This is a genomic window from Aeromicrobium piscarium, assembly GCF_007421815.1.
GTDB classification, from domain to species: Bacteria; Actinomycetota; Actinomycetes; order Propionibacteriales; family Nocardioidaceae; genus Aeromicrobium; species Aeromicrobium piscarium.
In genome coordinates this window covers 358,621-383,142 of the sequence record NZ_VLNT01000001.1, presented here as the reverse complement: position 1 = coordinate 383,142, position 24,522 = coordinate 358,621, and the positions used below count along the sequence as shown (strand labels likewise).

The window sequence follows — 24,522 nt, the reverse complement described above, 5'->3', positions numbered from 1 at the left end:
CTGTACCCTCAGATGGCAGCATTTCTACCGTGGGGAGAGAACCTACCGTGCCCATGTACCAGTACCAGTGCACCGACTGCGGGGAGGGCCTGGAGATCCGCCAGAGCTTCTCCGACAACGCGCTCACCGAGTGCCCGGCGTGCCAGGGCCGCCTGCGCAAGGTGTTCGGTGCCGTCGGCGTGGTCTTCAAGGGCTCCGGCTTCTACCGCAACGACAGCCGTTCGGGATCGTCATCCTCCTCGAACGGCTCGTCGTCGAACAGCTCGTCCTCGAGCGCGTCCTCCTCCGGCGACTCGTCGGGATCGTCGTCCTCCACCTCGGGCAGCTCCTCGACCACCTCGTCCTCCACATCGTCCTCGAGCGGTACCGCCTCGACCAGCAGCTGAGTCACGGGTCGCGAAGACCCTGTGGACGAGCGGGGACAGATCCACCTCCTCGCCCTAGTGTCGCGGCATGGAGCGCCTGTCACGTCTGATCGCCGACCACCGCCGCTCGTTGTGTGCTGTCCTCACCGGGCTGGCGGTCCTCTTCGCGCTCGCGGCGCTCACGGAGTCCCCCGCCACCACGCGTGTCGAGGTCGCGGCACACGATCTGCCGAGCGGCCACCGACTGGCTGCCGACGACATCCGCGTCATCGAGGTTCCCGATGACGCGGCCGTGGCTCATCCCGCCGAGGAGATCGCCGGACGCCAGGTCGCCGGACCGATGCGGGCGGGCGAGCCGTTCACCGATCGCCGGGTGATCGATCCCCGGTCCCTGGACGAGGGCACGGTGCTCGCGAGCGTGGTCGTCGAGCCGGAGGTGGCGGCGCTGGTGCGCCCCGGTGATCGCGTCGACGTCCTCGCGATCGCCGACGGAGCCGACGACGACGAGCTGACCCTCGCCACGGCCGCCTCCGTCCTCCTCATCGAGGAAGGGGACGCCGGAACCGCCGTCGGCATCCAGGCGGCTCCGGAGGCCGCCGCCGCGATCGCCCGCGCCGCCCTCGTGGGCAGGCTCACCCTCGTCCACTCCCTCGAATGACTGGTCCATCACTGCGCTGGGGCATACAGTTCACCTGATGGCTTTCTCCACCAGGGGGTAACGCAGACATGCTTAAGGGTTTCAAGGACTTCCTGTTCCGCGGCAATATCGTCGACCTCGCGGTCGCGGTGGTCGTCGGCACAGCCTTCACCGCGCTGGTCGCGGCCTTCACCTCGTCGTTCATCGACCCGCTCATCGCCTCGCTCGGCGGGGCCGACGCCGAGGGCTTCGGCTTCCGGGTCCTCGGTGACAACCCGAACACCTTCATCAACGTCGGCGGCTTCATCAACGCGGTGATCACGTTCATCATCACCGCCGCCGTGGTCTACTTCATCTTCGTCGTGCCCTCGAAGCGGCTGCTGGAGCGTCTACAGCGCGGCGAAGAGCCCGAGCCCGAGGGCCCGACCGAGGACATCCTGCTGCTGCGCGAGATCCGCGACGCCCTCGCCGGAGGCGACTTCGAGCGCACGCCCGACACTCCGCCCGCCGACCGGCCGTAAGCGCGGTCAGCCTCCGTGATGCGGGGGGCGGTCGCGCAGCAGATCGCGTTCGCGCGATCGGGTGTCGTCGCCTCCCGGGTCACGTTCGTCGCTCGTCGTCTCGGGCATCAGGTCGCCCAGCAGCTCGGCGGCGCGGCGCAGCCGTTGCTGGCGTTGTGACGCGGTCTCGTCAGTCACGAGCGGGAAACCAGTCCTCGGTGAGTTCGCGGTGGCGTGGACGCCACCCGGTGCGTTCGGTGAAGAGTGCTGAGCTGACGCGGTGCGACCGAGTCAGCATCTCCATCTTGTCACCGCCGAGCTCGACGATCCAGGGAGCGAGGAAGTCGCCGTGCTCGCGTCCGGCGGCGCGGGCGATCAGATCCGCGTAAGTCCGGCGGCGCAACGGCTCCGCACCGACGTTGTAGGCCCCGGCGGGTGCCCCGAGCGCGGCGACCACCGAGGTGCCGATGTCGTCGGGATGGATGACGTGCATCCATCCGTCGGGATCCCCGAGGGCGAAGGGCTTGCCGCGGCGGGCCCGGCTCAGCACGTAGCGCGTGTTTCGGTCGTCGCCGACGATGAGCCCGTAGCGCAAGCGCACCGACACGCCGCCGGTCTCCTCGATCGACCGGGCGTGATCCTCGGCGATGACGAGGGCCTCGGTGACCCAGGTGACGTCCACCGGCGAGAACTCGTCGATCCACTCGTCGCCGCGCCCTTGGTAGATGAAGCTGAGGCTCTGCTGCACGAACCGTTCGACTCGAAGCTCGCGCGCCATCTCGGCCACGGTCGCCGCGCCTTCGCGCCGCAGGCGGTTGACAGCCGTCAGCGAACCGGGGCGGTAGGCGGTCGCGCCGATCGGGATGCGTGTCGCGAAGTTGACCACGACATCGCAGCCGTCCATCCCCGCGCGCAACGCGGTCGGGTCGAACACATCGCCGTACCACGCCTGTCCGCCGTGGCGCTCGACGATCTCGGCGGCTCCGGGGCTGCGCACCAGACCGATGACATCGTGCCCGGCCTCGACCAGGGCGTCGACGGTGGCCAGACCCATGACGCCGTTGGCACCGGTCAGGAAGACGCGCACGGCCTCACCCCACCAGGTCGACGACGTCGGCGATCGAGTCGACGACGCGGCTGGGACGGTACGGGAACCGTTCGATCTCCTCACGTCGCGTGGAGCCGGTCATCACCAAGATGGTGCGCAGGCCGGCTTCCAGCCCGGAGAGCACGTCGGTGTCCATCCGGTCGCCGATCATGACTGTGGTCTCCGAGTGGGCCTGGATCTGGTTGAGGGCGCTGCGCATCATCAGTGGATTGGGCTTGCCGACGAAGTAGGGCTCGATCCCGGTGGCGCGGGTGATGAGCGCCGCGACGGAGCCGGTGGCCGGCAGCGGTCCGGTCGGCGAGGGCCCGGTGGTGTCGGGATTGGTGGCGATGAAGCGGGCGCCGCCGACGATCAGCTGGATGGCCCGGGTAATCGCCTCGAAGGAGTAGGTGCGGGTCTCTCCGAGGACGACGTACTCGGGGTCGCGGGAGGTCATGGTGTACCCGGCATCGTAGAGCGCCTGCGTCAAACCGGATTCGCCGATGACGTAGGCGGTGCCGTTCTCGCGCTGCTCGCTGAGGAACTTCGCCGTGGCGAGGGCACTCGTCCAGATGGCGCCCTCCGGCACGTCGATGCCGCTCGTGCGAAGCCGGGCGCGCAGGTCTCGCGGCGTGTAGATCGAGTTGTTGGTCAGCACGATGAACTTGCGACCGCTATCTCGGAGGGCACGGATGAACTCCGACGCACCGTCGATGGCGCGTTCCTCGTGCACGAGGACGCCGTCCATGTCGGTCAGCCAGTTCTCGATCGGTTTGTCCATGTCACCCATTGTCGCCTACCGGCTCAGTCGGACAGACCGAAGAACTCGGTCATGAGGGCTGTGATGTTGATCGAGCGGGTGCTGGCGCCGAGCCCGGGCAGCGACGGACCCCCGGGCCAGTGGTGCCCTTCGCCGTCGATCACGTAGAACACGAGTCTGCTCTCGTCGCGGCAGACATCCCAGCGGGTGACCTGGACGTCCTCGGCGATCTGTTCGCGTTCGACGTGCGCGCACCCGTCGTGCAGTGCCCAGGCGTTCATCACCTGGGTGGCGGGCTCGACCCACTGGATGACCGTCTCCCCGCCGACGAAGGGCACCACGGGATCGGCGGTGCCGTGGGCGTAGATGATCGAGGCGGGAGGTGCGCTGTCGCAGCGTTCGGGCACGTAGCCGGGAGCGGCGACGGCCCCGAAGGCCTTGAACCGCAGGCTCGGGAGACAGGCCGCGGCGAAGGTCATCGCCGAGCCATTGGAGAAGCCGGTCATGAAGACCTGCTCGTCGTCGCCGCACCAGCTCTCGACGACATGCTCACGCAGGGCGGCGATGAAGGCGAAGTCCGAGCCCGCGACCTCCGGTCCGGTGGAGAAGTCCCAGAGAGCAGGTCTCCCCTCGGCCTGCGGGGCGACGACGATGAAGCCGTACTGCTGCCCGTACTCGGGGAACCCGGTGTAGGCCATCGCGGCGGTCGCCTCGCCCCCGCGGCCGTGCGTGACGAAGACCACGGGGAGACGCTCGCCGTTGAACCCGTCGGGGACGTCCACCGCAAAGCGCCGCTTCTCGCCGTCGATGTCGAGCGTGTGCGCGGAGGCGCCGGTCTCGGGCACCTCGCACGCTCCCTCCGGCCCGGCGTTCCAGGTGGGAGCGGGCGGTGGCGGGGGCGCCGGAGCGGGCTCGCGCGCGCACGCCACCATCGATGCGCACAGGACGAGCAGCACGATGATCCGGCGAAGCACGCACCCGAGTGTGCCACTGTCGACGCCGGACTTCAGGGTGGCGGCCCGTCGTGGGAAGATGTTCGCGTCGCCTCAGTAGCTCAGGGGATAGAGCACCGCTCTCCTAAAGCGGGTGTCGCAGGTTCGAATCCTGCCTGGGGCACAACGGCGCATGGGTGCGTGCAACAGGTTGCATCCGACGAAACGCCTGGTCAGACAGTGTTTCCGGCCGGTGCGCAATGGTGACGTCATACCAGCGGCCGGAGAAGACCAGGGGCCCGAGCGGTGACGACCGCCGGGCCCTTGATGAGATTCGAACAGGGAGACCTGCCCCTGCTTTCGCTCTCTAGTCTAGAGCATGTGACATCACCGGTCGCTGTCGCGAGTGTTCAGGGTGTACCTTCCTGCGCGGAGCACTGCGAGTGGTGCGAATTCGCCCTCGGATCGGCGTTTCCGGGCCGAATGCGCACCACTCGCGGGCCGATCCCCCACACGCACTCCGCAGAGCGAGATGCAAGACGAGCCGGTCACTCCGCGAGTGCGAAGAGGTGCGAGGGTGTGGTCCTGCCGCGCAGGGTGACGGTCTCGTGCTCGACCCACTCGCGCTCGGCGCCGGCGGCCTCGACACTGGCCGCATCGGCCAGCGCCCGGCCCTCGACCCGCTTGGCCAGGTCGGTGATCCGGGACGCGGCGTTCACCGCATCGCCGATGACCGTGTACTCGAAGCGCGACTCGTGCCCGACATATCCGGCGACGACACGGCCGGTGGCGACACCGATCCCGAAATCGATCTCGGACATCTCGCGCGGCAGTCGCAGCGCCATCGACCGAGCCGCGGCCAACGCGAGGGCCGCATGGTCCTCCCGCTCGGCGGGAGCACCGAAGACCGCCAGGACCGCATCCCCCATGAACTTGTTGACGAGGCCCTCGTGGGCGTCGACCTCCTGGACGACCACCCCGAAGAACCGGTTGAGGACGTCGACCACCTCGGCAGGGTCCCGGTCGGTGGCGAAGCCGGTCGATCCGGTCAGGTCGACGAACAGCACCGTGGCCTCACGGGACTGGCCACCCAGCTCGATATCGGCCAGTGCGGCCTCGGCGACATCGCGACCGACCTGACGGCCGAAGACATCGCGGAGCCGTTCGCGCTCGCGCAGCCCGGTCGCCATCTCGTTGAAACCGACCTGCAGCGCGCCCAGCTCGGTGCCGTCGTAGACCGGGACCTCGACGTCCAGACGCCCGGACTGCACGTCGCGCATGGCGTCGCGGACCGTGCGCACGGGAGCGGTGACCGCCCGCGCGTTGAGCCAGGTGACGAAGAAGCCGAACACCAGCACCACCGTGGCGATGACGAGGGTCGTGACCGCCATGAGCCGCAGGTCGATGTCGTCGAGCATGAACGACAGCAACGCCACCGTGAGCAGCCCCGCGACCGGCACCCCGGTGCCGAGGGTCCAGAAGAACAGCATCCGGGCCCCGACCCCGAGACGTGCCTGCGGGGCAGCGCCCGCCGCCAGCGCGCGCGCCGCGACCGGGCGCAACGCGAACTCACTCAACAGGAAGGCGATGGCCGAGACGATCACCATCGTGATCGCCACGGTGAATCCCGTGATGAGCGCCCGATCAGGTTGGATGATCACCGCCAGGAGCGTGAACAGCACGACGCCGCCGAGCCAGAGCAGGGCCTGGGTCGTGGTCAAGGCGACCGGGACCCGCAGCGATCGCCGGAGCACGCGCGGCGTGGGGTCCTCGCCTCGCAGCGCCCACTGCAAGGCCGACAGTGCCCTCGCCGTGCCCCACCCCAGACCCACGGCGATCGCGACGGCGACATAGACCGGCACGGCGATCGCCAGCGCGATCCACATCGCGCGATTCGGGGGCGGAGCCGGGATCACGACGGTCGACAGCATCACCACGATGCCGACGCCGACGAGATGGGTCCCGACCAGGAGGATGCTCAGCAGCAGTTGGACCCGGACCCGCAGCCGGCGCGTCGACTGGTCCGGCGGACCGAGGAGGCGCGACCCGAACATGCGTGACTCCGCGCGTCCCATGTCCGTTGCTCCTTGTGCGGTCATCAGATGAACGTCTGAACTTCGACGCATCGCTCCACATCAAAGCAGGAACTGGCCTACGGTGGGGCTCAACGCACCGAAAGGAACCAGCATGGCACGAAAGTCCGATGCCGACGTCGTCTCGGCGTTGCAGCGTCTCACCGACTTCGACGACGCCACCATCAAGGCGTTGGCGAGCACGGGTCAGACCGTCCACATCCCCGCAAACTGGGCGATGATCTTCGAACACCAGCCCGCCGACAAGGCCTACATCCTGCTCGACGGCTCCGTGGAGATCCGCAAGGACGGAGGCGTCGTCGCCACCTTGCAGCCCGGCGATGTCGTCGGCGAGATCGCCCTGGTGACCGGCCGCCTGCGGAGCGCGACGGTGGTCACCACCACGGATGTCCAGGCGCTGCACTTCACCGCCGAGGCGTTCGAGCAGCTGGCCGCGCACAATCCCGCCTTCGCGGAGGCGCTGCGCGACGCCGCGAAGCACCGCATCGAGGGCTGACCGATCTGGTGGGGCCCGGCCTGTGACCGCTGCCCCACCAGATCGTCAGTGCACCCGCGGCGTCGTGCCTCCGCGCCGCCGGAGGGCCTGCCAGCGACTCGGCGCGGACACCATGAGCTGGCACACGGCCCGGCCGTCGCCGAAGGATTCGTCCAGCTCGTGCTGCGTGCGTTCGATCGCCCGGGCGATCGCCGGTCCGTCGGAGATCTCGTCGATCGCCGCGCGCACCTCGACCCGGAAGATGCCGCGCGCGTCCACACCCTTGCCGCGAGCCGCGCTGATGGGGGCCATGTCCTCGAGCCTGCGCGCGACCGTCGCGGCGACCGAGTCCAGATCCACCCTCACCGCTCCCGCGTCGGTGCTGGCACGCGAGAGCGCCGGCGGACGCGACACCGGGCGCGCACGACGCAGGAGCCACGTCAGCGCCAGCAGGGCGAGCAGCACACCGATGCCAGCCCATGCCCAGGGCCACCATTCGGTGTCGACGACCGCATCGTCGATCTGCGAGAGATCCAGTGTCGACGGCCAGCGGGGCACGGCATCGAGGCCCCACAACGCCACCGCCGCCCCAGCGGCTGTGGTGAGCGCTCCCAGGAGGACCGCGAGCAGGCGGTCCGTCACACGTCCCTTCCGCCTCATGGGACCTTCACCTCCCGTCGTCTGACGACGATCCGTCGGTCGGTCAGACCGTCGAGGGCCCGCTTCACCGAGTCCTCGACCCGCTGGGCGGTCTCCGGTTCGGAATCGGCGACCCGCACCATCACGCGCCGACGGCGCACAGCCGCCGACGCCTCGTACACCCCCGGCGTGCGCTCGGCAGCGTGTTCGGCCAGCGTGGCGATCGCGGGGCGGCTGACCCACAGGCCCGGAGTCGCCTCGGTGCGATCATGGGTGCGGCGCGCCGGCAGCAGCGCGCCGATCAGCGCCACCACTCCGATCACGCCGATGACGACGCCCACGGCCGTCGCCGCGGCGCTGGCCGAAAGACCGTCGAGCCCCTCGATCGCGCTCTCGTACCAGGGCTTCCCCGCGGCCCATCCCTGCGCCACCGCGAGGTCGCGCACGGCCACGACACCCAGCGCGATGCCCAGCAACGCATAGAAGGCCACGACGCGTGTCGCCGACGGACGGGCCGTCGGCACCAGGGAGCTGCTCATTGCACCCTCCTCGGGGACGACGACTCGACGACATGAACCGTGACGTCGACCCGTTGGACGGTGACGCCGGACAGTTCCTCGGTCCGCTGCCGCACCCGGTCGCGCACCCTCTCGGCGATCTGCTCGACGGGCGCGGGCCAGCCGGCGGCGATGTCGACACTGATCCACGCGTGCCCCGCTCGAAGATCGACCCGGACCGACGGGTAGTCGGTCCCGACCACGGCGAGGCCGGAGTGCCCGGCGACCGAACCGCGAACCTCGAGGGCGCTCCGCCGGACGATCTTCTCGACGACCCGATCGTGCACGTGCAGGTCGCCACGGTCCTCGGGTGGGCGATCGGCGCCGGTGCCGGGGGCGTCGGCGGCGGTATACAGCAGGTCACTCACGGCGACGACCCGCGAAGACGTCGCCGAGATCGATCTCCCCGGCGAGCTGGCGCCCGATGAGCAGGCCTCCACCGCCGAGCACGATCGCTAGCAGGAATCCGAGGAATCCCCCGGTCGTGATCGCTATCGCGATCAGCAGTCCGGCGATGAGGCCGGCAGTCGAACTGTTCATGATCTGTCCTTCGCTCCGATAGTTCGCGGGGTCAGTCGCCGGTGACGTCGGCGAGGTCCTCGACCGTCACATGGGTCGGTCCGACGGTGATCGCCTCGACGGCGGCGCGGACCGCCTCCGCGACGGGCAGCACGGGCCGTCCCGTCCTCACGACGATGTGGACGTCGACGCCGTCGTCGCCGATCCGGACGCCCGAGACGCGGCCTCCGGGGAGATAGGTCGCCACCTCCCCGAAGAGCCCTCCGTGCAGGCTGTGAACGCCGTCGATGGCCTGGACGGCCTCGGCGATCGTCTCCGCGCTGGGGTCACTCGACGTGTCGGTCATCGTCTCGCTCGTCGGGCTCGTCGAGGAAGACATCGTGGACCGTCAGGTTGACCTCCGTGACCTCCAGACCCGTCATCCGCTCGACCGCCGTGATGACATTGCGACGCACCGCCGCCGCGAGGTCGGCGATGGAGACGCCGTAGTCGGCGACGAGATCGATGTCGACCGCGGTCTGCCGCTCGCCGACCTCCACTGCCACGCCCTGCGAACGATCCACCGACGCGCCGGGGATTCGCTCGCGAATGGCGCTGACCGTGCGAGCGGCACCGCCACCTAGGTCGTGTACGCCGGCGACCTCTCGCGCGGCGATCCCCGCGATCTTGGAGACGACCGAGTCCGCGATCGTCGTCCGTCCCAGCTCCGTCACCAGAGCTCCGGTGCTGCCACGCTTCTCCACATCCGTCGTGGTCTTCTCAGCCATGATGTGCCCCTTCTGTGCAAATGGTCGATGGGTTGACATCAGGTGAGTCGGTCCGAGGCGGGTATTCCTCACGCGACAGACGACGTGATGCGCATCACATTCTTCGACGAGCGCTTCCCACCTCGCGGGGAGACGATCGGAATGTGGACGATGCCAGTCTGGTACGTGCCGCCGTCCTCGGCGATGACGCGGCTTTCGCGGCGATCGTGGATCGGCACGGCCCGAGCATGTTCCGCTTCGCGCGGCGAATGCTGGCCGATGACGACGACGCGGGCGAGGCGGTTCAGGACGCCTTCATCTCCGCGTGGAAGAACATCGAGTCTTTCCAGGGACTTTCGTGCGCTCCGCACCTGGCTGTTCAGCTTGACCCACCGGCGCGCGGCCGATATCCGACGACGCCGGCGTCCGACGCCCACCGACGACGAGATCCTGGCGGGGCGTACCGTTGACGCACTGGCCGACCCTTCTCGGGTGGTCCTGGAGCACGACCTCCTCGCCGCACTGCAGACGACGCTGACCTCACTGCCGTGGCGACAACGGGCGGTCTGGGTGCTGCGGGAGATCGAGGAGCTCAGTTACGACGAGCTCGCCGAGGCGCTCTCGATGAGCCCGGACGCCGTACGGGGCCAGTTGTACCGCGCGCGACGTCACGTCGCCGACAGGATGGAGGCCTGGCGATGAATCCCGGCGACCAGACCAGCGCCGCCATCCGGGCTGCCCGCGAGGAGCCGACGCCGGAGGGCTGGTTCACCCTGTCGGACGACATCATGCGACGGGTCCGCCGCATCGTCCGCCCGTCGGCGCCGATGATCGCCTTCAGCGCCGACGGGTCGCCCGCGCACGGCCCCCGCTTCTCGCGGGTCCTCGTCGCGGGACGCGTCCTGATCGCGGTCCTTCGCCGGCATATGGAGCGCTCCGCCCTGCGCCCCGAGGGAGTGGAGCTAGAGGTGGTCGACGATCGTCTCGTGGCGGTGATCCTGACGATCACCGGTCGCTACGGCGATGAGCTGCTGGAGACCGCCGACCGGGCACGCCAGGAAACGCTGTCCTGCGTGAAGGAGATGCTCGGCGATGATCCTGATTTCACGGCCTCGTCGATCGAGGTGGTCGTGAGCGACATCGTCGAACCGGGCTGACGCATCACCCAGGCCGGGTCAGTTCCGCTCGCCGGCGGGCGGAAGGGGCACCGTCGCATCGGTGAGATGCTCGAGATACGCCGCGAACTGCTGCAGGTCGTCGAGATCCCACTCGCTCAACGCGCGCTGCATGAGGATCCGGCTCGACGGCCCGATGGCCGCGAGCCGCTCGTGGCCGTAGTCGGTGAGCGCGACGATGCGCGACCGGCGGTCCGATGCCGAGGCCGTCACCTCCACGAGCCGCAGGTCGACGAGCTGGCGGACCTGCCGGCTCGTCGAGCTGGGGTCGACCTCGAGGCACTCGGAGAGCTGACCGGCCGACTGCGCGCCGTGGCGCTCCAGCATCCGCAGGATCCGCAGCCCGAAGGGCTGCAGATTCTCGTCGACCTGGCCCGCGGCGTCGCGCAGGATGATCCGGACGCGGCTACCCAGGGCGCTCATGGCGTCCTCGACCGCCACGACCGCTTCGGCGACCCGCGGGTCGGCTTGGGCGAGCGGATCGGGCGTCGGCATGTTCACGACCTCATTGTCGCGGGCGACGCCTCATCGTCGTCCACCCGGCGCTCCTCGGTCTTCTGCGGTCCTTCGATACCCGCCATGTCTGCGGCGACCTCTTCGGCCTGCGCGCGGGCCTGGACCGCCGTCAACGTGCCGAGATCCTGCTTGGGCAGCAGCGCGATCGCGATGAGCGCCACGAGCGCGAGCGGCACGGTGAGCAGGAAGACGTGCCCGATCGCCGATCCGTAGGCGTGCTCCACGACGCTCGCGATCGAGGGTGGGAGGTCGGCGATCTTGGGCACGGTGCCGCCGCCGAGCGCCTGCGCGGCCTGCGCCTGCTGCTCCGGATCGAGGGTGGCGAGGCCTTCGGCGATGCGGTCCTTGACCTGCAGCGCGAGCACCGATCCGAGCACGGACACTCCCGCCGTGCCACCGATCGTGCGGAAGAAGGTCACCGCGCTCGTCGCGACGCCGAGGTTCTCCACGGCGATCGAGTTCTGGACCACGAGGACGAGGTTCTGCATGAGCATGCCCAGGCCTGCTCCGAGCACCAGCATCGCGAGGGAGACGAACCACATCGGCGAGTCCCCGTCGAGGCGACCCAGCATGACCGAGCCGACGATCGCGGTGACGGCACCGGTGACCATGACCGGCTTCCAGCGGCCGGTGCGGGTGATGACCTGGCCGAAGACCGTCGACGCAGTGAACAGACCCACCATCATCGGGATCGTGAGGAGCCCGGACTCGGTCGGCGTCGCGCCACGCGCGAGCTGCATGTACTGGGCCAGGAAGACGGCCGTGCCGAACATCAGGACCCCGACCGCCAGGCTGGCGATCACCGTGAGGGTGAACGTGCGATTGCGGAACATCGTCATCGGCACGAGCGGGTTGGCCACGCGCAGCTCGGTGACCACGGCCAGCACGAGCAGCAGCACCGAGCCGCCCACCATCCAGGCGGTCTCGACCGACGCCCAGGCGAAGTTGTGGTCGACCAAGCTCACCCAGATGAGCAGCATCGAGATGCCGGCGGTGATGAACACGGCGCCGAGGTAGTCGATCTTCGGCTTGGGGCGGTCGTGCTTCGGCAGATGCAGCGTCAGCTGCAGCATGATCAGTGCGGCGATCGCGACCGGCATCGCCACGAAGAAGTTCCACCGCCAGCCGATGGCATCGGTGATGACGCCGCCGAGCAGCGGGCCGCCGACCGAGCCGACCGCCATGACGGCCCCGAACAGGCCCGCATAACGACCGCGCTCCCGCGGGGAGATGATGTCGGCCAGGATGATCTGGCTCAACGCGGCGAGGCCGCCGGCCCCCAGTCCCTGGACGACGCGCGCCCCGATGAGGAAGTCGGTGCTGTGCGAGAAGCCGGCCGCCGCCGAGCCGAGCACGAAGATCGTCAGCGCGAGCTGGATCAGCAGCTTGCGGTTGAAGATGTCGGCGAGCTTGCCCCAGACCGGGGTCGACACGGCCATCGCCAGCATCGTCGCCGTCACCACCCAGGTGTACGACGATTGGGATCCCCCGAGGTCCGCGATGATCAGCGGCAATGAGGTGGAGACCACCGTCCCCGCGAGGATCGACACGAACATTCCCATGAGCAGACCGGACAGGGCCCGCAGGACTTCACGATGCGTCATCGATGGCGCCGTCGACTCAGCCAAAGCACACTCTTTTCAGTAGTTGATCAAGATCAATAATTGACCTTTGTCAACCATACGCCGCGACGCCCCTCCCGCCAAGCGCGATGAGGATGACGTCGACCACGCCCACCGGCGGTGCTCACTGCACGAGCTTGAGCCCGATGATGCAGCCCACGAGGCCGAGCAGCAGCAGGATCTTGGCCAACGACACCGGCTCGACGCCGGTCGCCATCGCATAGATCACGGTCAGGCTCGCGCCGACTCCGACCCAGACCGCGTACGCGGTGCCCGTCGGCAGATCACGCATCGCCCAGGCCAGGCCGCCCATGCTGATCACGACCGAGACGCCGAAGACCACCGTGGGAACCAGGCGGGTGAACCCCTCGGACCTGCCGAGCGCCGTCGCCCAGACGGCCTCGAAGACACCGGACACCACGAGAATCAGCCACGACACGACCATCACTCCCTCGATGGCCGTCTTGTCGCACTCCGGGTACGGCTCTCCTCGTCCGGGGACCGGGAAGGTCCTGATTCCAGGATGGCACACGCGGCCCACGCGGTCGCCTCGCGTTCAGCGAGCCCGGTCTTGGCGCTGACCGTAGGGTCGGATCGTGAGTACGACGACCCCGGCTCCACGGCTGAGACTGCTTGACGGACTGAGAATCGCCGCCGCGATCGGGGTCATCCTCTATCACTACACGGGCCGCTACCCGAGCCAGGTCGAGGACTTCGGGTGGTTCGCCCACGTCACGACCTATGCCGCCGTCGGCGTCTACCTGTTCTTCATGATCAGCGGTTTCGTCATCCTCATGACCGCCTGGGGACGAGATCTGCCGAACTACATCGGCTCACGGGTGGGCCGGCTGTTCCCGACGTACTGGGCCGCCGTCCTCATCGCCGGCCTCATCGTCTTCGCGCTCCGTCCCTCCTTCCCCGCCGATCCGGCGGAGGATCTGGGATGGGACGACTGGGCGCTCAACTTCACGATGGTGCACTCCGCCTTCGGGGCGGAGAATATCGACGGCATCTACTGGACGCTCTACATGGAGCTCAAGTTCTACGTGCTGATCGCCCTGTTCATGCTCATCGGCATCACCCGGCACCGGATCCTCGCCTTCGTCCTGATCTGGCCGGTCCTCGGCGCGCTCGCCCAGCAGAACGGCGGAGACGTCCTCGCCGAGATCCTCATGCCGCACTACGCACCGCTCTTCGCGATCGGCATGGTGCTCTACCTCGTCCACCTCGACGGCCGGTTCCGGCCAGACACGACCCTGGCGCTCGGCTTCAATCTCGCCTTCATGGCCTACCAGAGCAACGGCCCGTACGCGGCATTCATGACGCGAACGGACGACATCACCGCCAGGGGCGGGATCATCGCGGTGATCCTGCTGCTCGGCGTGGTCATGATCTGGGCCTTCTCGTGCACGCGGCTGCAATACGTCCGCTGGGGGTGGCTGACCACGGCCGGGGCCCTGACCTATCCGCTCTACCTCATCCACGAGCGTCTGGGCTGGTACGTCATCGAGGTGCTCCATCGCCACGACTGGGCCGCGTGGCCGGCCATGCTCGCCGCCGTCGCCGTGGTGTTCCTCGCGGCCTATCTCCTCTACCGATGCGTCGACGTGCCCTTCAGCGGCCGGCTACGCCGTGCCGTCGAGCATCAGCTCCGCTCTCTCGTCCCCGCGTCGAGGGATCGCTGAGATGACCCGGCTGCGTCGGGTCTCGGCGTCCATGCCGGGGTGGACACGGGTCCGTCAGGGCCGGGGCTTCCGCTACCTCGACGAGAACGGACGGGCGCTCGCGGGGATCGACGTCGAGCGGTGCAAGAAGCTGGTCATACCACCGGCCTGGAGCGAGGTGTGGATCTGCCCCGTCGAGAACGGACACCTCCAAGCCACCGGGACCGACGATGCCGGGCGCCGGCAGTACCTCTATCACCCGACGTGGTGTGAGCATCGCGACCGGGAGAAGTTCGCGGGGATGCTCGACTTCGCCGAGGCGCTGCTGCGTCGGCGACGCGTCGTCCGTCGCCAGCTTCGCGAGGCCGAAGGACTGCAGAAGGCGCAGGCCGCCGTCTTCGCGCTGCTCGACCTCGGCATGTTCCGCGTCGGCTCCGACCGCTACGCCGACGAGAACGGATCGTTCGGCCTGACCACCGTGCGCAAGGAGCACGTCCACGCCTCGCCCGACGGCCTCGTCTTCGACTATGCCGCGAAGTCCGGGCAGGAGGTCAATGTCACCGTCAGCGATCCGCTCATCACCGACGCGCTCCTGCCCATGCTGCGGCGCCGCAGCGGCGGCGAGGAGCTGCTGGCATGGCGGGACGGCTCCGGTTGGCACGATCTCAATGCCGAGCACGTCAACGACTACATCAAGCAGGTCCTGCGCGGGGACTTCTCCGCGAAGGACTTCCGTACCTGGCGAGGCACCGTCATCGCCGCCCTCTCACTGGCCCATGCCGACACGTCCACGGCCACGTCCCGGCGACGCGCGGCGCCGGCGGCCATGCGCGAGGTGGCCGAGCATCTGGGCAACACGCCGGCCATCGCGAAGTCCTCCTATGTGGATCCGCGGATCGTCGACCTGTTCGAGCAGGGCGTCACGCTCGATCCGCGCCACCGGATCCCCGTGCCGGGTCAGTCGGTGACGTCCTCGGCGGAGCGGGACCTGCTCGCGATCCTGGCCACCGCGTAACGGTACTTCCACACGCTGTAGCCCAGCAGGAACCAGGCGATCGCGGCTGAGAGGAACATGCCGATGGCCGTCACCGGACCCCCTGCGGGCAGTCGCGGACCGAACTCGAGCCCGAAGACCGAGAACTCCGGGATGAGGATGTCGGACCACCACACGACCCCCACCGCGAACACGCAGGCCGCACCGAGCGCGCTGAGGATGATCCGCGGCCAGGTGGCCACCCCGTACCGGGCCGCCTCGATGGCCCTGGCGTGCAGCGGCTCCAAGGAACGGCGGGCCCAGTGATAGTGCCGGGCGAGCAACGCCACGCCGGCGACGAGCCCGAGCAGTCCCGGACCGGGTAGGACGAGCATGAAGAGTCCCAGCACTACCAGCGTCCAGCCCAATACCTCGCTGCCGGTGCGGTGGAACCATCCGAGCAGGCGAGGACGCAAAGCCATGACGACAGCATGCCAGGCGAAGCTGAGGAGATGCGAAGAGAACGCTCTGCCCCGACGATGGACGGGTGTCCTCCGCCTCCCGCGTGTACCGACTGCTCAGCGACGCCCTCGGCTTCGAGGCGCCCCTACGGATCCGGCTCTGGAACGGCCAGGAGCACGGCCCCGCGGACGCGCCGCTCGTGGTGCTCCATTCCCGCCGGGCCGTACGACATCTGCTCTACCGGCCCGGCGAGCTGGGGGCGGCGCGCGCCTACGTCACCGGTGAGCTGGACGTCGAGGGGATGGAGCTCGCCGACGCCCTCCGCCACGTGTGGTCGGCCGTCGACGAAGCTCGCGCCCGGGATCCACGCGCGGCGCGGCTCCGCGTCCGTCCCGGTACCGTCGCACGCGCCGCCGTCCTCGCCCTGCGCCTCGGGGCGATCGGCCCTCGCCCCGCTCCCCCGGCGGCCGAGTCGGCACTGACCGGCGAGGTGCACTCAGCCGAGCGCGACCGTGCCGCGATCTCCCATCACTACGACATCTCCAATGAGTTCTATCGCCTGCTCATGGACGAGACGATGGCCTACTCGTGTGCCTACTTCTCGGCGGAGGGCATGACCTTGGCCGAAGCTCAGCGCGCGAAGCTCGACCTCGTGTGCCGCAAGCTCGGCCTGCGACCCGGCATGCGTCTGCTGGACATCGGCTGTGGGTGGGGCTCGCTGACACTGCACGCCGCCGAGCACTACGGGGTCACCGTGACCGGAGTGACGCTCAGCAGCGAGCAGCGCGATCACGTCACGGCGGTCGCCGCCGAGCGGGGCATCGGCGACCGGGTGGACGTGAGCCTGCGCCATTACCGCGATCTGGCGCTGGAGGCCGGCAGCGTCGACGCGGTCTCGTCGATCGAGATGGGCGAGCATGTCGGAGACGAGGAGTACGTCGACTTCGCCGGCGCCATCCACCGCTATCTGCGTCCGCGCGGGCGAGCCCTCGTGCAGCAGATGTCACGCACCGGTGAGCATCCCGGCGGAGGCCCCTTCATCGAGACGTACATCGCGCCGGACATGCATATGAAGCCGCTGCACCGCACGCTGGAGCTCTTCGCGGGAGCCGGCCTGGAGATCCGCGATGTCCAGGCCCTCCGCGAGCACTATCCGCGGACGGTGGCCTTCTGGGCGGACAACCTGGAACGCCGCTGGTCTCAGGCCGTCGACCTGCTCGGGGAGGAGACCGCACGCGTGTGGCGGCTCTACCTGGCGGGCGGAGCGCTGGCCTTCGAACAGAACCGCATGGGTGTCGATCAGCTCCTCCTGGTCAAGCCCGCCGACGACGGGTCGAGCGGGATGCCCGCGACACCGCTGGCTTGGCTCGGCTGACGGCGCCGTCGTGTCCTGGCTGTCACATCAGGGCAGGCTGTGTCGTCAAGGAGGTGACATCTCGAGGAGGACACCATGACCCCGACCATCCCCGCTCTTCGGCCGGCGGAGGCGAACCCGCTCACCCGGCTCGTGTACCGCATCGCTCGTCGCCGGTTCGGCGAAGTCCCCGAGCCCTTCGCGGTGGCGGCGCGGCACACCGGACTGCTGTGGACGAATCTCGTCCACGAGCTTGCCCTCGAACGCGCGACCGGCGCTGCCCCGAGCGCCCTCGTTCAGCTCGCCGTCTACCGCACGGCCTGGACCGTGGGCTGTTCCTGGTGTGTCGACTTCGGCGCGATGCTGCAACGTCTCGACGGACTGGACACCGTCCGGCTGCGCGAGATCGACGACTTCGAGACGTCGCCGGCCTATACGGAGCTCGAGCGACAGGTGATCCGTCTCTCCGATGCGATGACGGCCACGCCGCCCGCCGAGGCGACGGAGCTGCTGACCCCTCTGCGGGACCGACTGGGCGACCGCGGGGTGCTGGACCTCGTCTACCAGATCGCCCACGAGAACCAGCGTGCGCGCATGAACCACGCCCTGGGCATCACCGGCCAGGGCTTCTCCGACGGCTCGGCGTGTCGGGTGCCGTGGGATGCCAGTCCGCAAGCCTGACACCGCGGAGCTTGTCCGGGTGGGCCACATCGTAGGTGCCGATCACCCGCCCCTCGACCACGCTGAAGGCGGCCACCCGGGCCGGGAAGCGGCCGTCGGTACCCGGCGTGACGAGTCCCAGCCGGCCGTTGACCTCCACTAGCCGCATCGCGCCGAGTCGCTCGTCGCCGTACAGGCGCACGAGTCCCTGGAAGAAGCGCGCTACCTGCTCGGGTCCGACGACCGGACGGCCCGCCGTGGGGGTCAGACCGCCGGAGTCGCCATAGGCGGTCACGTCCGAATGCAGGGCCTCCGCGACCCCCGCGGCGTCGCCGCGCTCCAGCGCCCGCAGCAGTCCCTCGACCGCTGCCCGATGCTCCGCCGCCGGGGACTCGCGCGGCGCCTCGGCCATCGTCCGTCGTCCCCGACTCGCCAGCTGCCGGGCGTTCGCCGCCGTGGTGCCGAGGATCTCGGCGATCTGCGCGAACGGAATGTCGAAGACATCGTGCAGGACGAAGGCGACCCGCTGATCCGCCGGGAGCCGGTCGAGCAGGACGAGTCCGGCGTAGCGGACCTCGTCGGCGACGACGGCCAGATCGGCCGGGTCGTGCGGCTCGGTGACGATCGGCTCGGGAAGCCAGGTGCCGGCGTAGGTCTCGCGTCGGCGACTCGCCGCACCGAGGTGGTCGAGACACAGCCGCGTGACGATGGTGGTCAGCCAGGCGGCGGGGCGTTCGATGCCGTCAGCGGCGGCATAGCGGAGCCAGGCGTCCTGGAGGACGTCCTCGGCATCGACGACGCTCCCCGTCAGCCGGTACGCGAGCCCGAGGAGCCGCGCACGTTCAGCCTCGAACGCGGCGAGCTCACCGGACACCGGGCGATCAGTTCGAGACGAACAGGTGCTGGGCCGCCTCGGTGTCGATCTCGGCCGTCTCCCCCTGGCGAGCGACGACGACACCGTCGTGCCCGGCCGATGCGAGGATGTCGTTACCCGGAAGGGCGCCGACGCGCCGAAGGACCGACATCACCGCGGTGTCCTTCTGCAACTCCTCGGCGATGCGTCGCACCACCAGGCGCGTCGGCTCCGACGATCCGGCGATGGCCTTGGGCAGTGTCTGCACACCCGCGAGGAAGTCCGCCTCCCCGACCTCCTGACCCAGCTCCGCGAGACCGGGGATCGGGTTGCCGTAGGGCGACTCGGTGGGCTGCTGGAGCAGGTCGATGAGCCGGCGCTCGACTTGCTCGGAGATCACGTGTTCCCACCGGCAGGCCTCGTCGTGGACGTACTCGATCTCCAGCCCGATCACATCGGTGAGCAGACGCTCGGCGAGACGGTGCTTGCGCATCACGCGGGTGGCGAGTGCACGGCCCTTCTCCGACAGCTCCAGGTGACGGTCGCCCTCGACGGTGAGCAGGCCGTCGCGCTCCATCCGGGCCACGGTCTGACTCACCGTGGGCCCGCTCTGGTGGAGGCGCTCGGCGATCCGGGCACGCAGCGGCACGATGCCCTCTTCCTCCAGCTCGAAGATGGTGCGCAGATACATCTCAGTGGTATCGATCAGGTCGCTCACCCCTCCATTGTTCCACGTCCCACCGACAGCGTGTTCCGATGTGCGAACACAGCGGCCCGGCACGACGATGGAGCGATGACGACCTCCGTGATGTGGTTCCGTGGCGACCTGCGGCTGATAGACCAGCCGGCGTTGCGAGAGGCCGTCGCGGCCGGTCCGGACGGGGTGGTTCCCCTCTACGTGCTCGACGACCGATTGTGGGGACGGGGAGCTGGTGTGCGTACGGCGTACCTCTCGCGGCTGCTGTCCGAGTTCGACGAGCGCATCGGCGGACTGCATGTCGTGCACGGCCCTCCGGAGCGCGAGGTCCCGCGTGTCGCTCACGCGGCCGGAGCGGACAGCGTGCACGTGTCGGCGTCCTTCACGCCCTACGGCACGAGCCGGGACGACAGGGTCGAGAAGGCGCTCGACGTGCCGCTGGTGCGCACGGGATCGGCCTATGCCGTCTCGCCCGGCCGGGTGGTCAAGGGCGACGGCGAGGGCTACCGGGTCTTCACGCCCTTCTACAAGGGATGGCTCGATCACGGCTGGCGCGATCCGGCACCCGCGGTACGCGATGTGCCCTGGCTGAGACCGGAGGGCCGTACTCACCGGATCCCCGAGGCCGGGGTGCCGGAGGATGTGACCTTGCCTCCCATCGGCGAACGGGCCGCACGCGAGCACTGGCGCCGCTGGCTCGAGGACCACGTCACGGACTACGCCGACGAGCGCGACCATCCGGGCCTCGACACGACCTCGCGCATGTCCGTCCACCTGAAGTGGGGCAGCATCCACCCGCGAACGATGCTGGCCGACCTGGCGCCGCTGGGCTCGGACGGAGCCGCCGCGTACCGGCGCGAGCTCGCCTTCCGCGAGTTCTACGCCGATATCCTCCACCAGCGTCCCGACTCGGCCTTCGGCTACTACGACCGGCGCTTCGAGCATCTCCAGTACGACGAGCCCGCGGACGACCTCGAGGCGTGGAAGCGCGGCGAGACCGGCTTCCCGATCGTCGACGCCGGGATGCGTCAACTCCTGGCGGAGGGGTGGATGCACAATCGGGTCCGCATGATCGTCGCGAGCTTCCTGGTCAAGGACCTCCATCTGGAGTGGACCCATGGCGCGGCGCACTTCCTGGACCGCCTGGTCGATGCCGATCTCGCGTCCAATCAGCACGGCTGGCAGTGGGTCGCCGGCTGCGGGACGGACGCATCGCCCTTCTTCCGGGTCTTCAACCCGGTCACACAGAGCAAGAAGTTCGATCCCGACGGCGCCTACATCCGGCGGTGGGTGCCCGAGCTGGCCGGCGTGTCCGCGCCCGCCGTGCACGAGCCGTGGACGATGGCCGACCCGCCGCAGGACTATCCCGCTCCCCTGGTCGATCATGCGGAGGAGCGGCGGGAGGCCCTCCGCCGCTTCGAGGCCCTCCGCCGCTTCGAGGCCCTCACCCGATAGCCGCAGCCCGCCAGTAGCGGTAGGCCATCAACCTCACGTCTCGTGCAGCGGTAGATCGGCAACGTTATCGAGGCGCGATGAGGTTGACGTTCTACCTCCGTCCCGGCCGATCGCCGGCGTGACGTTGACCAGCTACCGCCGGAAGGGGGACGACCGGGCGCCCCCGCCGACCGTTACGGTGAGGACATGGTGACGATCGCGCGGCAGTTCAACGGTCCCCCCGGTTCGGGCAACGGAGGCTATGCCAGCGGAGTGATCGCCGCGGGCATCGAGCACGACGGTCCGGTGGAGGTGCGGCTCACGACGCCGCCGCCGCTGGACACACCGCTCACCTACGAGCACGACCACGATGAGGTCCGCCTCGTCACCCACGGCGGTGCCCTCGTCGGGCATGCCCGTCCCGGTGGGTTCCTGCGGGACGCGCCGCGCTTCGCCTCGGCAGAGGAGATCGCGGCCGGTGCGGCCGGATATCCCGGATTCGAACACCATCCCTTCGATCTCTGCTTCACCTGCGGAACGCAGCGCGGCGAGGGCGACGGACTGCGCATCTTCTCCGGCCCGATCGGCGACGGGCTGACCGCCGCCCCCTGGGACGCTCACGCAGGTTTCGCGGGAGAGAACGGCGCGATCGACGAACCGGTGACGTGGGCGGCCCTCGACTGCCCCGGGGGGTGGGCGGCGGACTTCTCCCAGCAGCCCATGCTCCTCGGCACCATGACGGCGGAGGTCTACGCGGTACCGGCGGCCGGTCAGCGCTACCACGCGGTGGGACAGCTCGATCGCCGCGAGGGCCGCAAGTTCTTCACCTCGACGGCGCTCTACACCCCTGAAGCGCAGCTCGTCGGCCGCGCCGAGCAGGTCTGGATCGAGATCGACCTCGGCTAGTGGTGCCCTCTGCTGTCGAACGCGAACGCTTGGCCTTTGCCCTCTTAGACAGCGTCGCGGGGTCGGTCGACCGAGCCGCGATCGATGCTTCGTCACCGCTGGCTCGCAGAGAGGTGCGTAGGTCGCCGCTTGCCGCCGACTGAAGGCTCGGCTGAACGGTCAGCGGGCCAAAGCCGCCCGCAGCCGATCGGGGTCGACGCGCCAGAAGTCGTGCTGGCGGCCGTCGACGAAGGTGACGGGCACCTGCTCGCCGAAGCGCCGCACGAGCTCGGGGTCGGCATCGATGTCGATCCGCTCCCACCCGTCGCCCGTCTCGGCCACCACCGCGGCCACCTGGGCCTCGGCGGCCTCGCACAGATGACATCCCTCGCGGGTGTAGACCACCACGCGCGGTCCGGCCCCGCCGGTCACGGCGTCTCCCGGGCGAGCTCGCGCAGACGCCCCTTGGCCACCTTGCCGGTCGGCGAATGGGGCAGGCCCGCGGCGACGACGATACGAGTCGGCCGCTTGAAGCGCGCGAGATTCTCGCGACACACCGCTTCGACCGCCTCGATGAGCCCCTGCTCGTCGGCGGTCTCCTCCTCGGGCACCACGAAGGCCACCACGGCCTCACCCGTGTGCTCATCGGGCATCCCGACGACGGCGACCTGGGCGACGCCCTGGGTGTGGGCCACGATCTCCTCCACTTCGGTCGGGTACACGTTGAACCCCGACACGATGACGATCTCCCGCAGCCGGTCGACGAGTGCCAGCGCACCGTGGGCGTCGATGATGCCGATATCGCCGGTGGCGTACCAGCCGTCATCGCCCGGGCCGCCCGCGCCGTCGGGCCAGTAGCCAGAGAAGAGATTGTCGCCGCGGATCCACACCTGCGCCGGGTCGCCGGGATCGGCCTGCTGACCGAGCGAGTCGCGGACCTCCACCTCGACGCCGGGCACCGGCCAACCGACCGTGTAGGGCTCGCGGGGCGCCTCGATGTCGACGAGCGTCGTGGTGACGACGGGGCTCGCCTCCGTCAGTCCGTAGCCCTGCTCGACCCGATGACCGGACACCTCCTCGAAGCGCAGCGCGAGGTCGGGGTCGAGGGCTGCTGCACCGGACAGCACCACGCGGGCACCAGCGAGGGCTTCGCGTACGTTCTCGTGTCGCGCCCAGGCCGAGATGACCGGCGGCGCCACCGGAAGGACCGTGATCCGCTCGTCGGCGATGAGGCGGAGCACGGCATCGGGATCGAAGCTCTCGACCAGCACCACCCGGGCCCGTTCCCGGAGCGCCTGCCCGAGGACCGCGTTCAGACCGTAGACGTGGAAGAGCGGCAGCAGCCCGAGCACCACGTCGCCCGGGCCGATCACCGGGGGCTCGATGCGCCCGACCTGCTCGATATTGGCGATCAGGGCTCGATGGGTCAGCTGGACGCCGCGAGGCAGGGCGGAGGCACCGGAGGTGTAGAGCACCACGGCCAGGGACTCGGCATCGGGCGGTGCCATCGGCACCTGACCGGATCGCCGCTCCTGTAGTGCATCGAAGGTCAGCTCCCCGGCCTCGGGCGCGACCCGATGCACGGCGATGAGCGCGCCGGTGGTGTCCGCCTGGCGCACCTGCGCGGCGGCGGCCGCGTCGGTGACGATGACCTTGGGCTGGCAGTCCGCGACGACACGGCCGATCTCGCGCGCGGGCGCCTGCGGATTGATCGGGACGGCCACCAGCCCGCCCCGTAGGACCGCCAGATAGGCCACGCACAGGTCGATGCCGTTGGTCATCACCAGGGCCACGCGATGTCCGGCGACGAGGCCCTGTCCGAGGAGGGTCTGCGCCACCCGGTCGACCCAGGCGTCGAGCTCCGCCCAGGTGAGCTCACGACGGCTTCGAGGCTCACTGAGGGCGACCGCGTCAGGCGTCTCGCGGGCCGCTTCGCGCAGGTAGTCGCTCAAGTTCACGGGCACGAGTCGAGTCAACCACACCACTGGTCTTCGTCGGCCCGATACGCTGTGCTGCATGTCACCGGGCCGCCGCGAGATCCCGCGCAATCTCCAGGCGCGCTCCGTGTTGGCGGGACAGGCGGCCGCCGCCTCGGCGGAGGTGGAACGGGCCCTCGCCCCCGCACTCGACCCGCGTACCGCCGCCTTCTTCGATGTCGACAACACGATCATGCAGGGCGCCTCGATCTTCCACCTCGCGCGGGGGCTCCACCGGAGGGAGTTCTTCACCACCCGCGATATCGCCGCCGCCGTCTGGAAGCAGGTGTGGTTCCAATATGTCGGCGGTGAGCGCAGCGATCACATCGACGACGCACGGTCCTCCGCCCTCTCCTTCGTCGCCGGGCATCGGGTCGACGAGCTCCGCGAGATCGGCGAGGAGGTCTTCGACGAGTTCATGGCGATGCGGATCTGGCCGGGCACCCGGGCGATCGCCCAGTGGCACCTCGATCGTGGACACCGGGTCTGGCTGGTCACCGCCGCCCCGGTCGAGATCGCCGAGGTGATCGCCCGGCGTCTCGGCCTCACGGGCGCGCTCGGCACCGTGGCCGAGTCGGTCGACGGCGTCTACACCGGGCGCCTCGTCGGGGAGATGCTGCATGGCGAGGGCAAGGCCGTCGCCGTGCGGGGCCTCGCCGCGGCGGAGGGCCTCGACCTCGATCGCTGCTACGCCTATTCCGATTCCAGCAACGATCTCCCGATGCTCGAGCTCGTCGGCCATCCGTGCGCCGTGAACCCCGATGCCCGCCTCCGGGCCCATGCCCGAGGCCAGGGGTGGCTCATCCGCGATTACCGGGTGGGGCGCCGCTTCGCGCTCACCGGTGTCAGGGCGGCGCTGGCGGTCCTCGCAGTGTGGACGACGGTCGCCCTCGGCCGCCGGCTGTATCGCCGCTCGTTTTCGTGACATCTGCGATGTCAGA

Annotated in this window: 33 protein-coding genes, 1 tRNA gene and 1 riboswitch; of the genes, 15 read left to right on the top strand and 19 right to left on the bottom strand. The window is 69.4% G+C overall.

The genetic code is table 11. The features are described 5' to 3' along the window. Window positions 1-47: 47 nt before the first annotated feature. The 3 genes from FNM00_RS19505 to mscL all read left to right on the top strand — a co-directional run bounded on the left by FNM00_RS19505 (window position 48) and on the right by mscL (window position 1,523). A complete protein-coding gene (locus FNM00_RS19505; RefSeq protein ID WP_143911331.1) occupies window positions 48-386 on the top strand; it encodes an FmdB family zinc ribbon protein in 339 nt (112 codons plus the stop codon). Between the two features lie 67 nt (window positions 387-453). After that, window positions 454-1,023, top strand: a complete 570-nt coding sequence (locus FNM00_RS01975; RefSeq protein WP_143911330.1) for an SAF domain-containing protein — start codon at window positions 454-456, stop codon at window positions 1,021-1,023. 68 nt (window positions 1,024-1,091) lie between these two features. After that, the gene (gene mscL, locus FNM00_RS01970; RefSeq protein ID WP_143911329.1) at window positions 1,092-1,523 is read left to right on the top strand and encodes a large conductance mechanosensitive channel protein MscL; all 432 of its coding nucleotides are present in this window, start codon (window positions 1,092-1,094) and stop codon (window positions 1,521-1,523) included. Between the two features lie 6 nt (window positions 1,524-1,529). On the opposite strand, the gene FNM00_RS18725 is transcribed toward mscL, so the two are convergent. From FNM00_RS18725 to FNM00_RS01955, 4 genes are read right to left on the bottom strand one after another with little or no spacing between them, the layout of a single operon-like run. After that, window positions 1,530-1,700, bottom strand: coding sequence for a hypothetical protein (locus tag FNM00_RS18725; RefSeq protein ID WP_185972924.1), 171 nt, complete (start codon window positions 1,698-1,700; stop codon window positions 1,530-1,532). Further along, the gene (locus FNM00_RS01965; RefSeq protein WP_143911328.1) at window positions 1,693-2,589 is read right to left on the bottom strand and encodes an NAD-dependent epimerase/dehydratase family protein; all 897 of its coding nucleotides are present in this window, start codon (window positions 2,587-2,589) and stop codon (window positions 1,693-1,695) included. The genes FNM00_RS18725 and FNM00_RS01965 overlap by 8 nt, the downstream gene beginning before the upstream one ends. 4 nt (window positions 2,590-2,593) lie before the next feature. Then, on the bottom strand, window positions 2,594-3,379 hold the full coding sequence (locus FNM00_RS01960) for an HAD-IIA family hydrolase (protein ID WP_205196626.1): 786 nt from the start codon (window positions 3,377-3,379) through the stop codon (window positions 2,594-2,596). 14 nt (window positions 3,380-3,393) lie between these two features. Beyond that, window positions 3,394-4,323, bottom strand: coding sequence for a CE1 family esterase (locus FNM00_RS01955; protein WP_143911326.1), 930 nt, complete (start codon window positions 4,321-4,323; stop codon window positions 3,394-3,396). Window positions 4,324-4,392: 69 nt separating this feature from the next. Between FNM00_RS01955 and FNM00_RS01950 the strand changes: the two genes are divergently transcribed. Next, window positions 4,393-4,465, top strand: a tRNA-Arg gene (locus FNM00_RS01950). 364 nt (window positions 4,466-4,829) lie between these two features. Here the strand turns inward: FNM00_RS01950 and FNM00_RS01945 are convergent. Continuing rightward, window positions 4,830-6,356, bottom strand: coding sequence for an adenylate/guanylate cyclase domain-containing protein (locus FNM00_RS01945; RefSeq protein ID WP_143911325.1), 1,527 nt, complete (start codon window positions 6,354-6,356; stop codon window positions 4,830-4,832). 112 nt (window positions 6,357-6,468) lie between these two features. On the opposite strand from FNM00_RS01945, the gene FNM00_RS01935 reads away from it, so the two are divergent. Further along, a complete protein-coding gene (locus tag FNM00_RS01935) occupies window positions 6,469-6,870 on the top strand; it encodes a cyclic nucleotide-binding domain-containing protein (protein WP_143911324.1) in 402 nt (133 codons plus the stop codon). Window positions 6,871-6,915: 45 nt separating this feature from the next. On the opposite strand, the gene FNM00_RS18720 is transcribed toward FNM00_RS01935, so the two are convergent. The 6 genes from FNM00_RS18720 to FNM00_RS01905 are packed head-to-tail and all read right to left on the bottom strand — an operon-like array spanning window position 6,916 to window position 9,331. Next, window positions 6,916-7,509 (bottom strand): hypothetical protein, encoded by a 594-nt coding sequence (locus tag FNM00_RS18720; RefSeq protein WP_185972923.1) that lies wholly within the window; start codon window positions 7,507-7,509, stop codon window positions 6,916-6,918. After that, complete coding sequence (locus FNM00_RS01925) at window positions 7,506-8,027, bottom strand: DUF6286 domain-containing protein (protein ID WP_143911323.1); 522 nt, start codon at window positions 8,025-8,027, stop codon at window positions 7,506-7,508. The genes FNM00_RS18720 and FNM00_RS01925 overlap by 4 nt, the downstream gene beginning before the upstream one ends. Then, the gene (locus FNM00_RS01920) at window positions 8,024-8,413 is read right to left on the bottom strand and encodes an Asp23/Gls24 family envelope stress response protein (protein WP_185972922.1); all 390 of its coding nucleotides are present in this window, start codon (window positions 8,411-8,413) and stop codon (window positions 8,024-8,026) included. Before FNM00_RS01920 ends, FNM00_RS01925 begins: the two co-directional genes overlap by 4 nt. Beyond that, the gene (locus FNM00_RS01915; protein WP_185972921.1) at window positions 8,406-8,585 is read right to left on the bottom strand and encodes a DUF2273 domain-containing protein; all 180 of its coding nucleotides are present in this window, start codon (window positions 8,583-8,585) and stop codon (window positions 8,406-8,408) included. The genes FNM00_RS01920 and FNM00_RS01915 overlap by 8 nt, the downstream gene beginning before the upstream one ends. A 31-nt stretch (window positions 8,586-8,616) precedes the next feature. Next, window positions 8,617-8,910: an Asp23/Gls24 family envelope stress response protein gene (locus FNM00_RS01910; protein WP_143911320.1), complete on the bottom strand. Its 294-nt coding sequence runs from the start codon at window positions 8,908-8,910 to the stop codon at window positions 8,617-8,619. After that, window positions 8,891-9,331 carry an Asp23/Gls24 family envelope stress response protein gene (locus FNM00_RS01905; protein WP_143911319.1) on the bottom strand — a complete coding sequence of 147 codons (441 nt, stop codon included), beginning with the start codon at window positions 9,329-9,331 and terminating at the stop codon, window positions 8,891-8,893. Before FNM00_RS01905 ends, FNM00_RS01910 begins: the two co-directional genes overlap by 20 nt. 143 nt (window positions 9,332-9,474) lie before the next feature. On the opposite strand from FNM00_RS01905, the gene FNM00_RS18965 reads away from it, so the two are divergent. The 3 genes from FNM00_RS18965 to FNM00_RS01895 are packed head-to-tail and all read left to right on the top strand — an operon-like array spanning window position 9,475 to window position 10,467. Further along, window positions 9,475-9,780 carry an RNA polymerase sigma factor gene (locus FNM00_RS18965; RefSeq protein WP_221933558.1) on the top strand — a complete coding sequence of 102 codons (306 nt, stop codon included), beginning with the start codon at window positions 9,475-9,477 and terminating at the stop codon, window positions 9,778-9,780. After that, window positions 9,695-10,012 carry an RNA polymerase sigma factor gene (locus FNM00_RS18710; RefSeq protein WP_185972920.1) on the top strand — a complete coding sequence of 106 codons (318 nt, stop codon included), beginning with the start codon at window positions 9,695-9,697 and terminating at the stop codon, window positions 10,010-10,012. The genes FNM00_RS18965 and FNM00_RS18710 overlap by 86 nt, the downstream gene beginning before the upstream one ends. Beyond that, complete coding sequence (locus tag FNM00_RS01895) at window positions 10,009-10,467, top strand: hypothetical protein (RefSeq protein WP_143911317.1); 459 nt, start codon at window positions 10,009-10,011, stop codon at window positions 10,465-10,467. Before FNM00_RS18710 ends, FNM00_RS01895 begins: the two co-directional genes overlap by 4 nt. An 18-nt stretch (window positions 10,468-10,485) precedes the next feature. Here FNM00_RS01895 and FNM00_RS01890 read toward each other — a convergent pair whose 3' ends face one another. The 3 genes from FNM00_RS01890 to FNM00_RS01880 form a co-directional block, all read right to left on the bottom strand. Further along, entirely contained in the window at window positions 10,486-10,980 is a 495-nt protein-coding gene (locus FNM00_RS01890) for a MarR family winged helix-turn-helix transcriptional regulator (RefSeq protein WP_246065039.1), read from the bottom strand. A 2-nt stretch (window positions 10,981-10,982) separates the two neighbouring features. Further along, a complete protein-coding gene (locus tag FNM00_RS01885) occupies window positions 10,983-12,605 on the bottom strand; it encodes an MDR family MFS transporter (protein WP_143911315.1) in 1,623 nt (540 codons plus the stop codon). Window positions 12,606-12,747: 142 nt separating this feature from the next. Beyond that, entirely contained in the window at window positions 12,748-13,068 is a 321-nt protein-coding gene (locus tag FNM00_RS01880) for a DMT family transporter (RefSeq protein ID WP_143911314.1), read from the bottom strand. 9 nt (window positions 13,069-13,077) lie between these two features. Next, window positions 13,078-13,141, bottom strand: a riboswitch (guanidine-III (ykkC-III) riboswitch). Between the two features lie 78 nt (window positions 13,142-13,219). Here FNM00_RS01880 and FNM00_RS01875 point away from each other — a divergent pair. Together FNM00_RS01875 and FNM00_RS01870 are read left to right on the top strand one after the other, a co-directional pair. Then, the gene (locus FNM00_RS01875; protein ID WP_185972919.1) at window positions 13,220-14,308 is read left to right on the top strand and encodes an acyltransferase family protein; all 1,089 of its coding nucleotides are present in this window, start codon (window positions 13,220-13,222) and stop codon (window positions 14,306-14,308) included. Window position 14,309: 1 nt separating this feature from the next. Beyond that, window positions 14,310-15,302: a DNA topoisomerase IB gene (locus FNM00_RS01870; RefSeq protein ID WP_143911312.1), complete on the top strand. Its 993-nt coding sequence runs from the start codon at window positions 14,310-14,312 to the stop codon at window positions 15,300-15,302. Here FNM00_RS01870 and FNM00_RS01865 read toward each other — a convergent pair. Then, on the bottom strand, window positions 15,245-15,742 hold the full coding sequence (locus tag FNM00_RS01865; protein ID WP_143911311.1) for a PGPGW domain-containing protein: 498 nt from the start codon (window positions 15,740-15,742) through the stop codon (window positions 15,245-15,247). The two genes, FNM00_RS01870 and FNM00_RS01865, sit on opposite strands and share 58 nt — an antisense overlap. 65 nt (window positions 15,743-15,807) lie before the next feature. Between FNM00_RS01865 and FNM00_RS01860 the strand changes: the two genes are divergently transcribed. Together FNM00_RS01860 and FNM00_RS01855 are read left to right on the top strand one after the other, a co-directional pair. Continuing rightward, window positions 15,808-17,097 carry an SAM-dependent methyltransferase gene (locus tag FNM00_RS01860; protein ID WP_143911310.1) on the top strand — a complete coding sequence of 430 codons (1,290 nt, stop codon included), beginning with the start codon at window positions 15,808-15,810 and terminating at the stop codon, window positions 17,095-17,097. Window positions 17,098-17,172: 75 nt separating this feature from the next. Further along, window positions 17,173-17,757 carry a carboxymuconolactone decarboxylase family protein gene (locus FNM00_RS01855; RefSeq protein WP_143911309.1) on the top strand — a complete coding sequence of 195 codons (585 nt, stop codon included), beginning with the start codon at window positions 17,173-17,175 and terminating at the stop codon, window positions 17,755-17,757. On the opposite strand, the gene sigJ is transcribed toward FNM00_RS01855, so the two are convergent. After that, a complete protein-coding gene (gene sigJ / locus FNM00_RS01850; protein ID WP_143911308.1) occupies window positions 17,690-18,610 on the bottom strand; it encodes an RNA polymerase sigma factor SigJ in 921 nt (306 codons plus the stop codon). The genes FNM00_RS01855 and sigJ overlap by 68 nt on opposite strands. A 7-nt stretch (window positions 18,611-18,617) precedes the next feature. Then, on the bottom strand, window positions 18,618-19,307 hold the full coding sequence (locus FNM00_RS01845) for an iron-dependent transcriptional repressor DtxR (RefSeq protein ID WP_143911307.1): 690 nt from the start codon (window positions 19,305-19,307) through the stop codon (window positions 18,618-18,620). A gap of 75 nt (window positions 19,308-19,382) precedes the next feature. Between FNM00_RS01845 and FNM00_RS01840 the strand changes: the two genes are divergently transcribed. Then, complete coding sequence (locus tag FNM00_RS01840) at window positions 19,383-20,741, top strand: cryptochrome/photolyase family protein (protein WP_143911306.1); 1,359 nt, start codon at window positions 19,383-19,385, stop codon at window positions 20,739-20,741. 186 nt (window positions 20,742-20,927) lie between these two features. Next, window positions 20,928-21,626, top strand: coding sequence for a hypothetical protein (locus tag FNM00_RS01835; protein ID WP_143911305.1), 699 nt, complete (start codon window positions 20,928-20,930; stop codon window positions 21,624-21,626). Window positions 21,627-21,785: 159 nt separating this feature from the next. On the opposite strand, the gene FNM00_RS01830 is transcribed toward FNM00_RS01835, so the two are convergent. After that, window positions 21,786-22,037, bottom strand: coding sequence for a glutaredoxin family protein (locus FNM00_RS01830; RefSeq protein ID WP_246065026.1), 252 nt, complete (start codon window positions 22,035-22,037; stop codon window positions 21,786-21,788). After that, window positions 22,034-23,569, bottom strand: coding sequence for a class I adenylate-forming enzyme family protein (locus FNM00_RS01825; RefSeq protein WP_143911304.1), 1,536 nt, complete (start codon window positions 23,567-23,569; stop codon window positions 22,034-22,036). Before FNM00_RS01825 ends, FNM00_RS01830 begins: the two co-directional genes overlap by 4 nt. Window positions 23,570-23,621: 52 nt before the next feature. On the opposite strand from FNM00_RS01825, the gene FNM00_RS01820 reads away from it, so the two are divergent. After that, window positions 23,622-24,506, top strand: coding sequence for an HAD family hydrolase (locus tag FNM00_RS01820; RefSeq protein WP_143911303.1), 885 nt, complete (start codon window positions 23,622-23,624; stop codon window positions 24,504-24,506). Window positions 24,507-24,522: the final 16 nt, after the last annotated feature.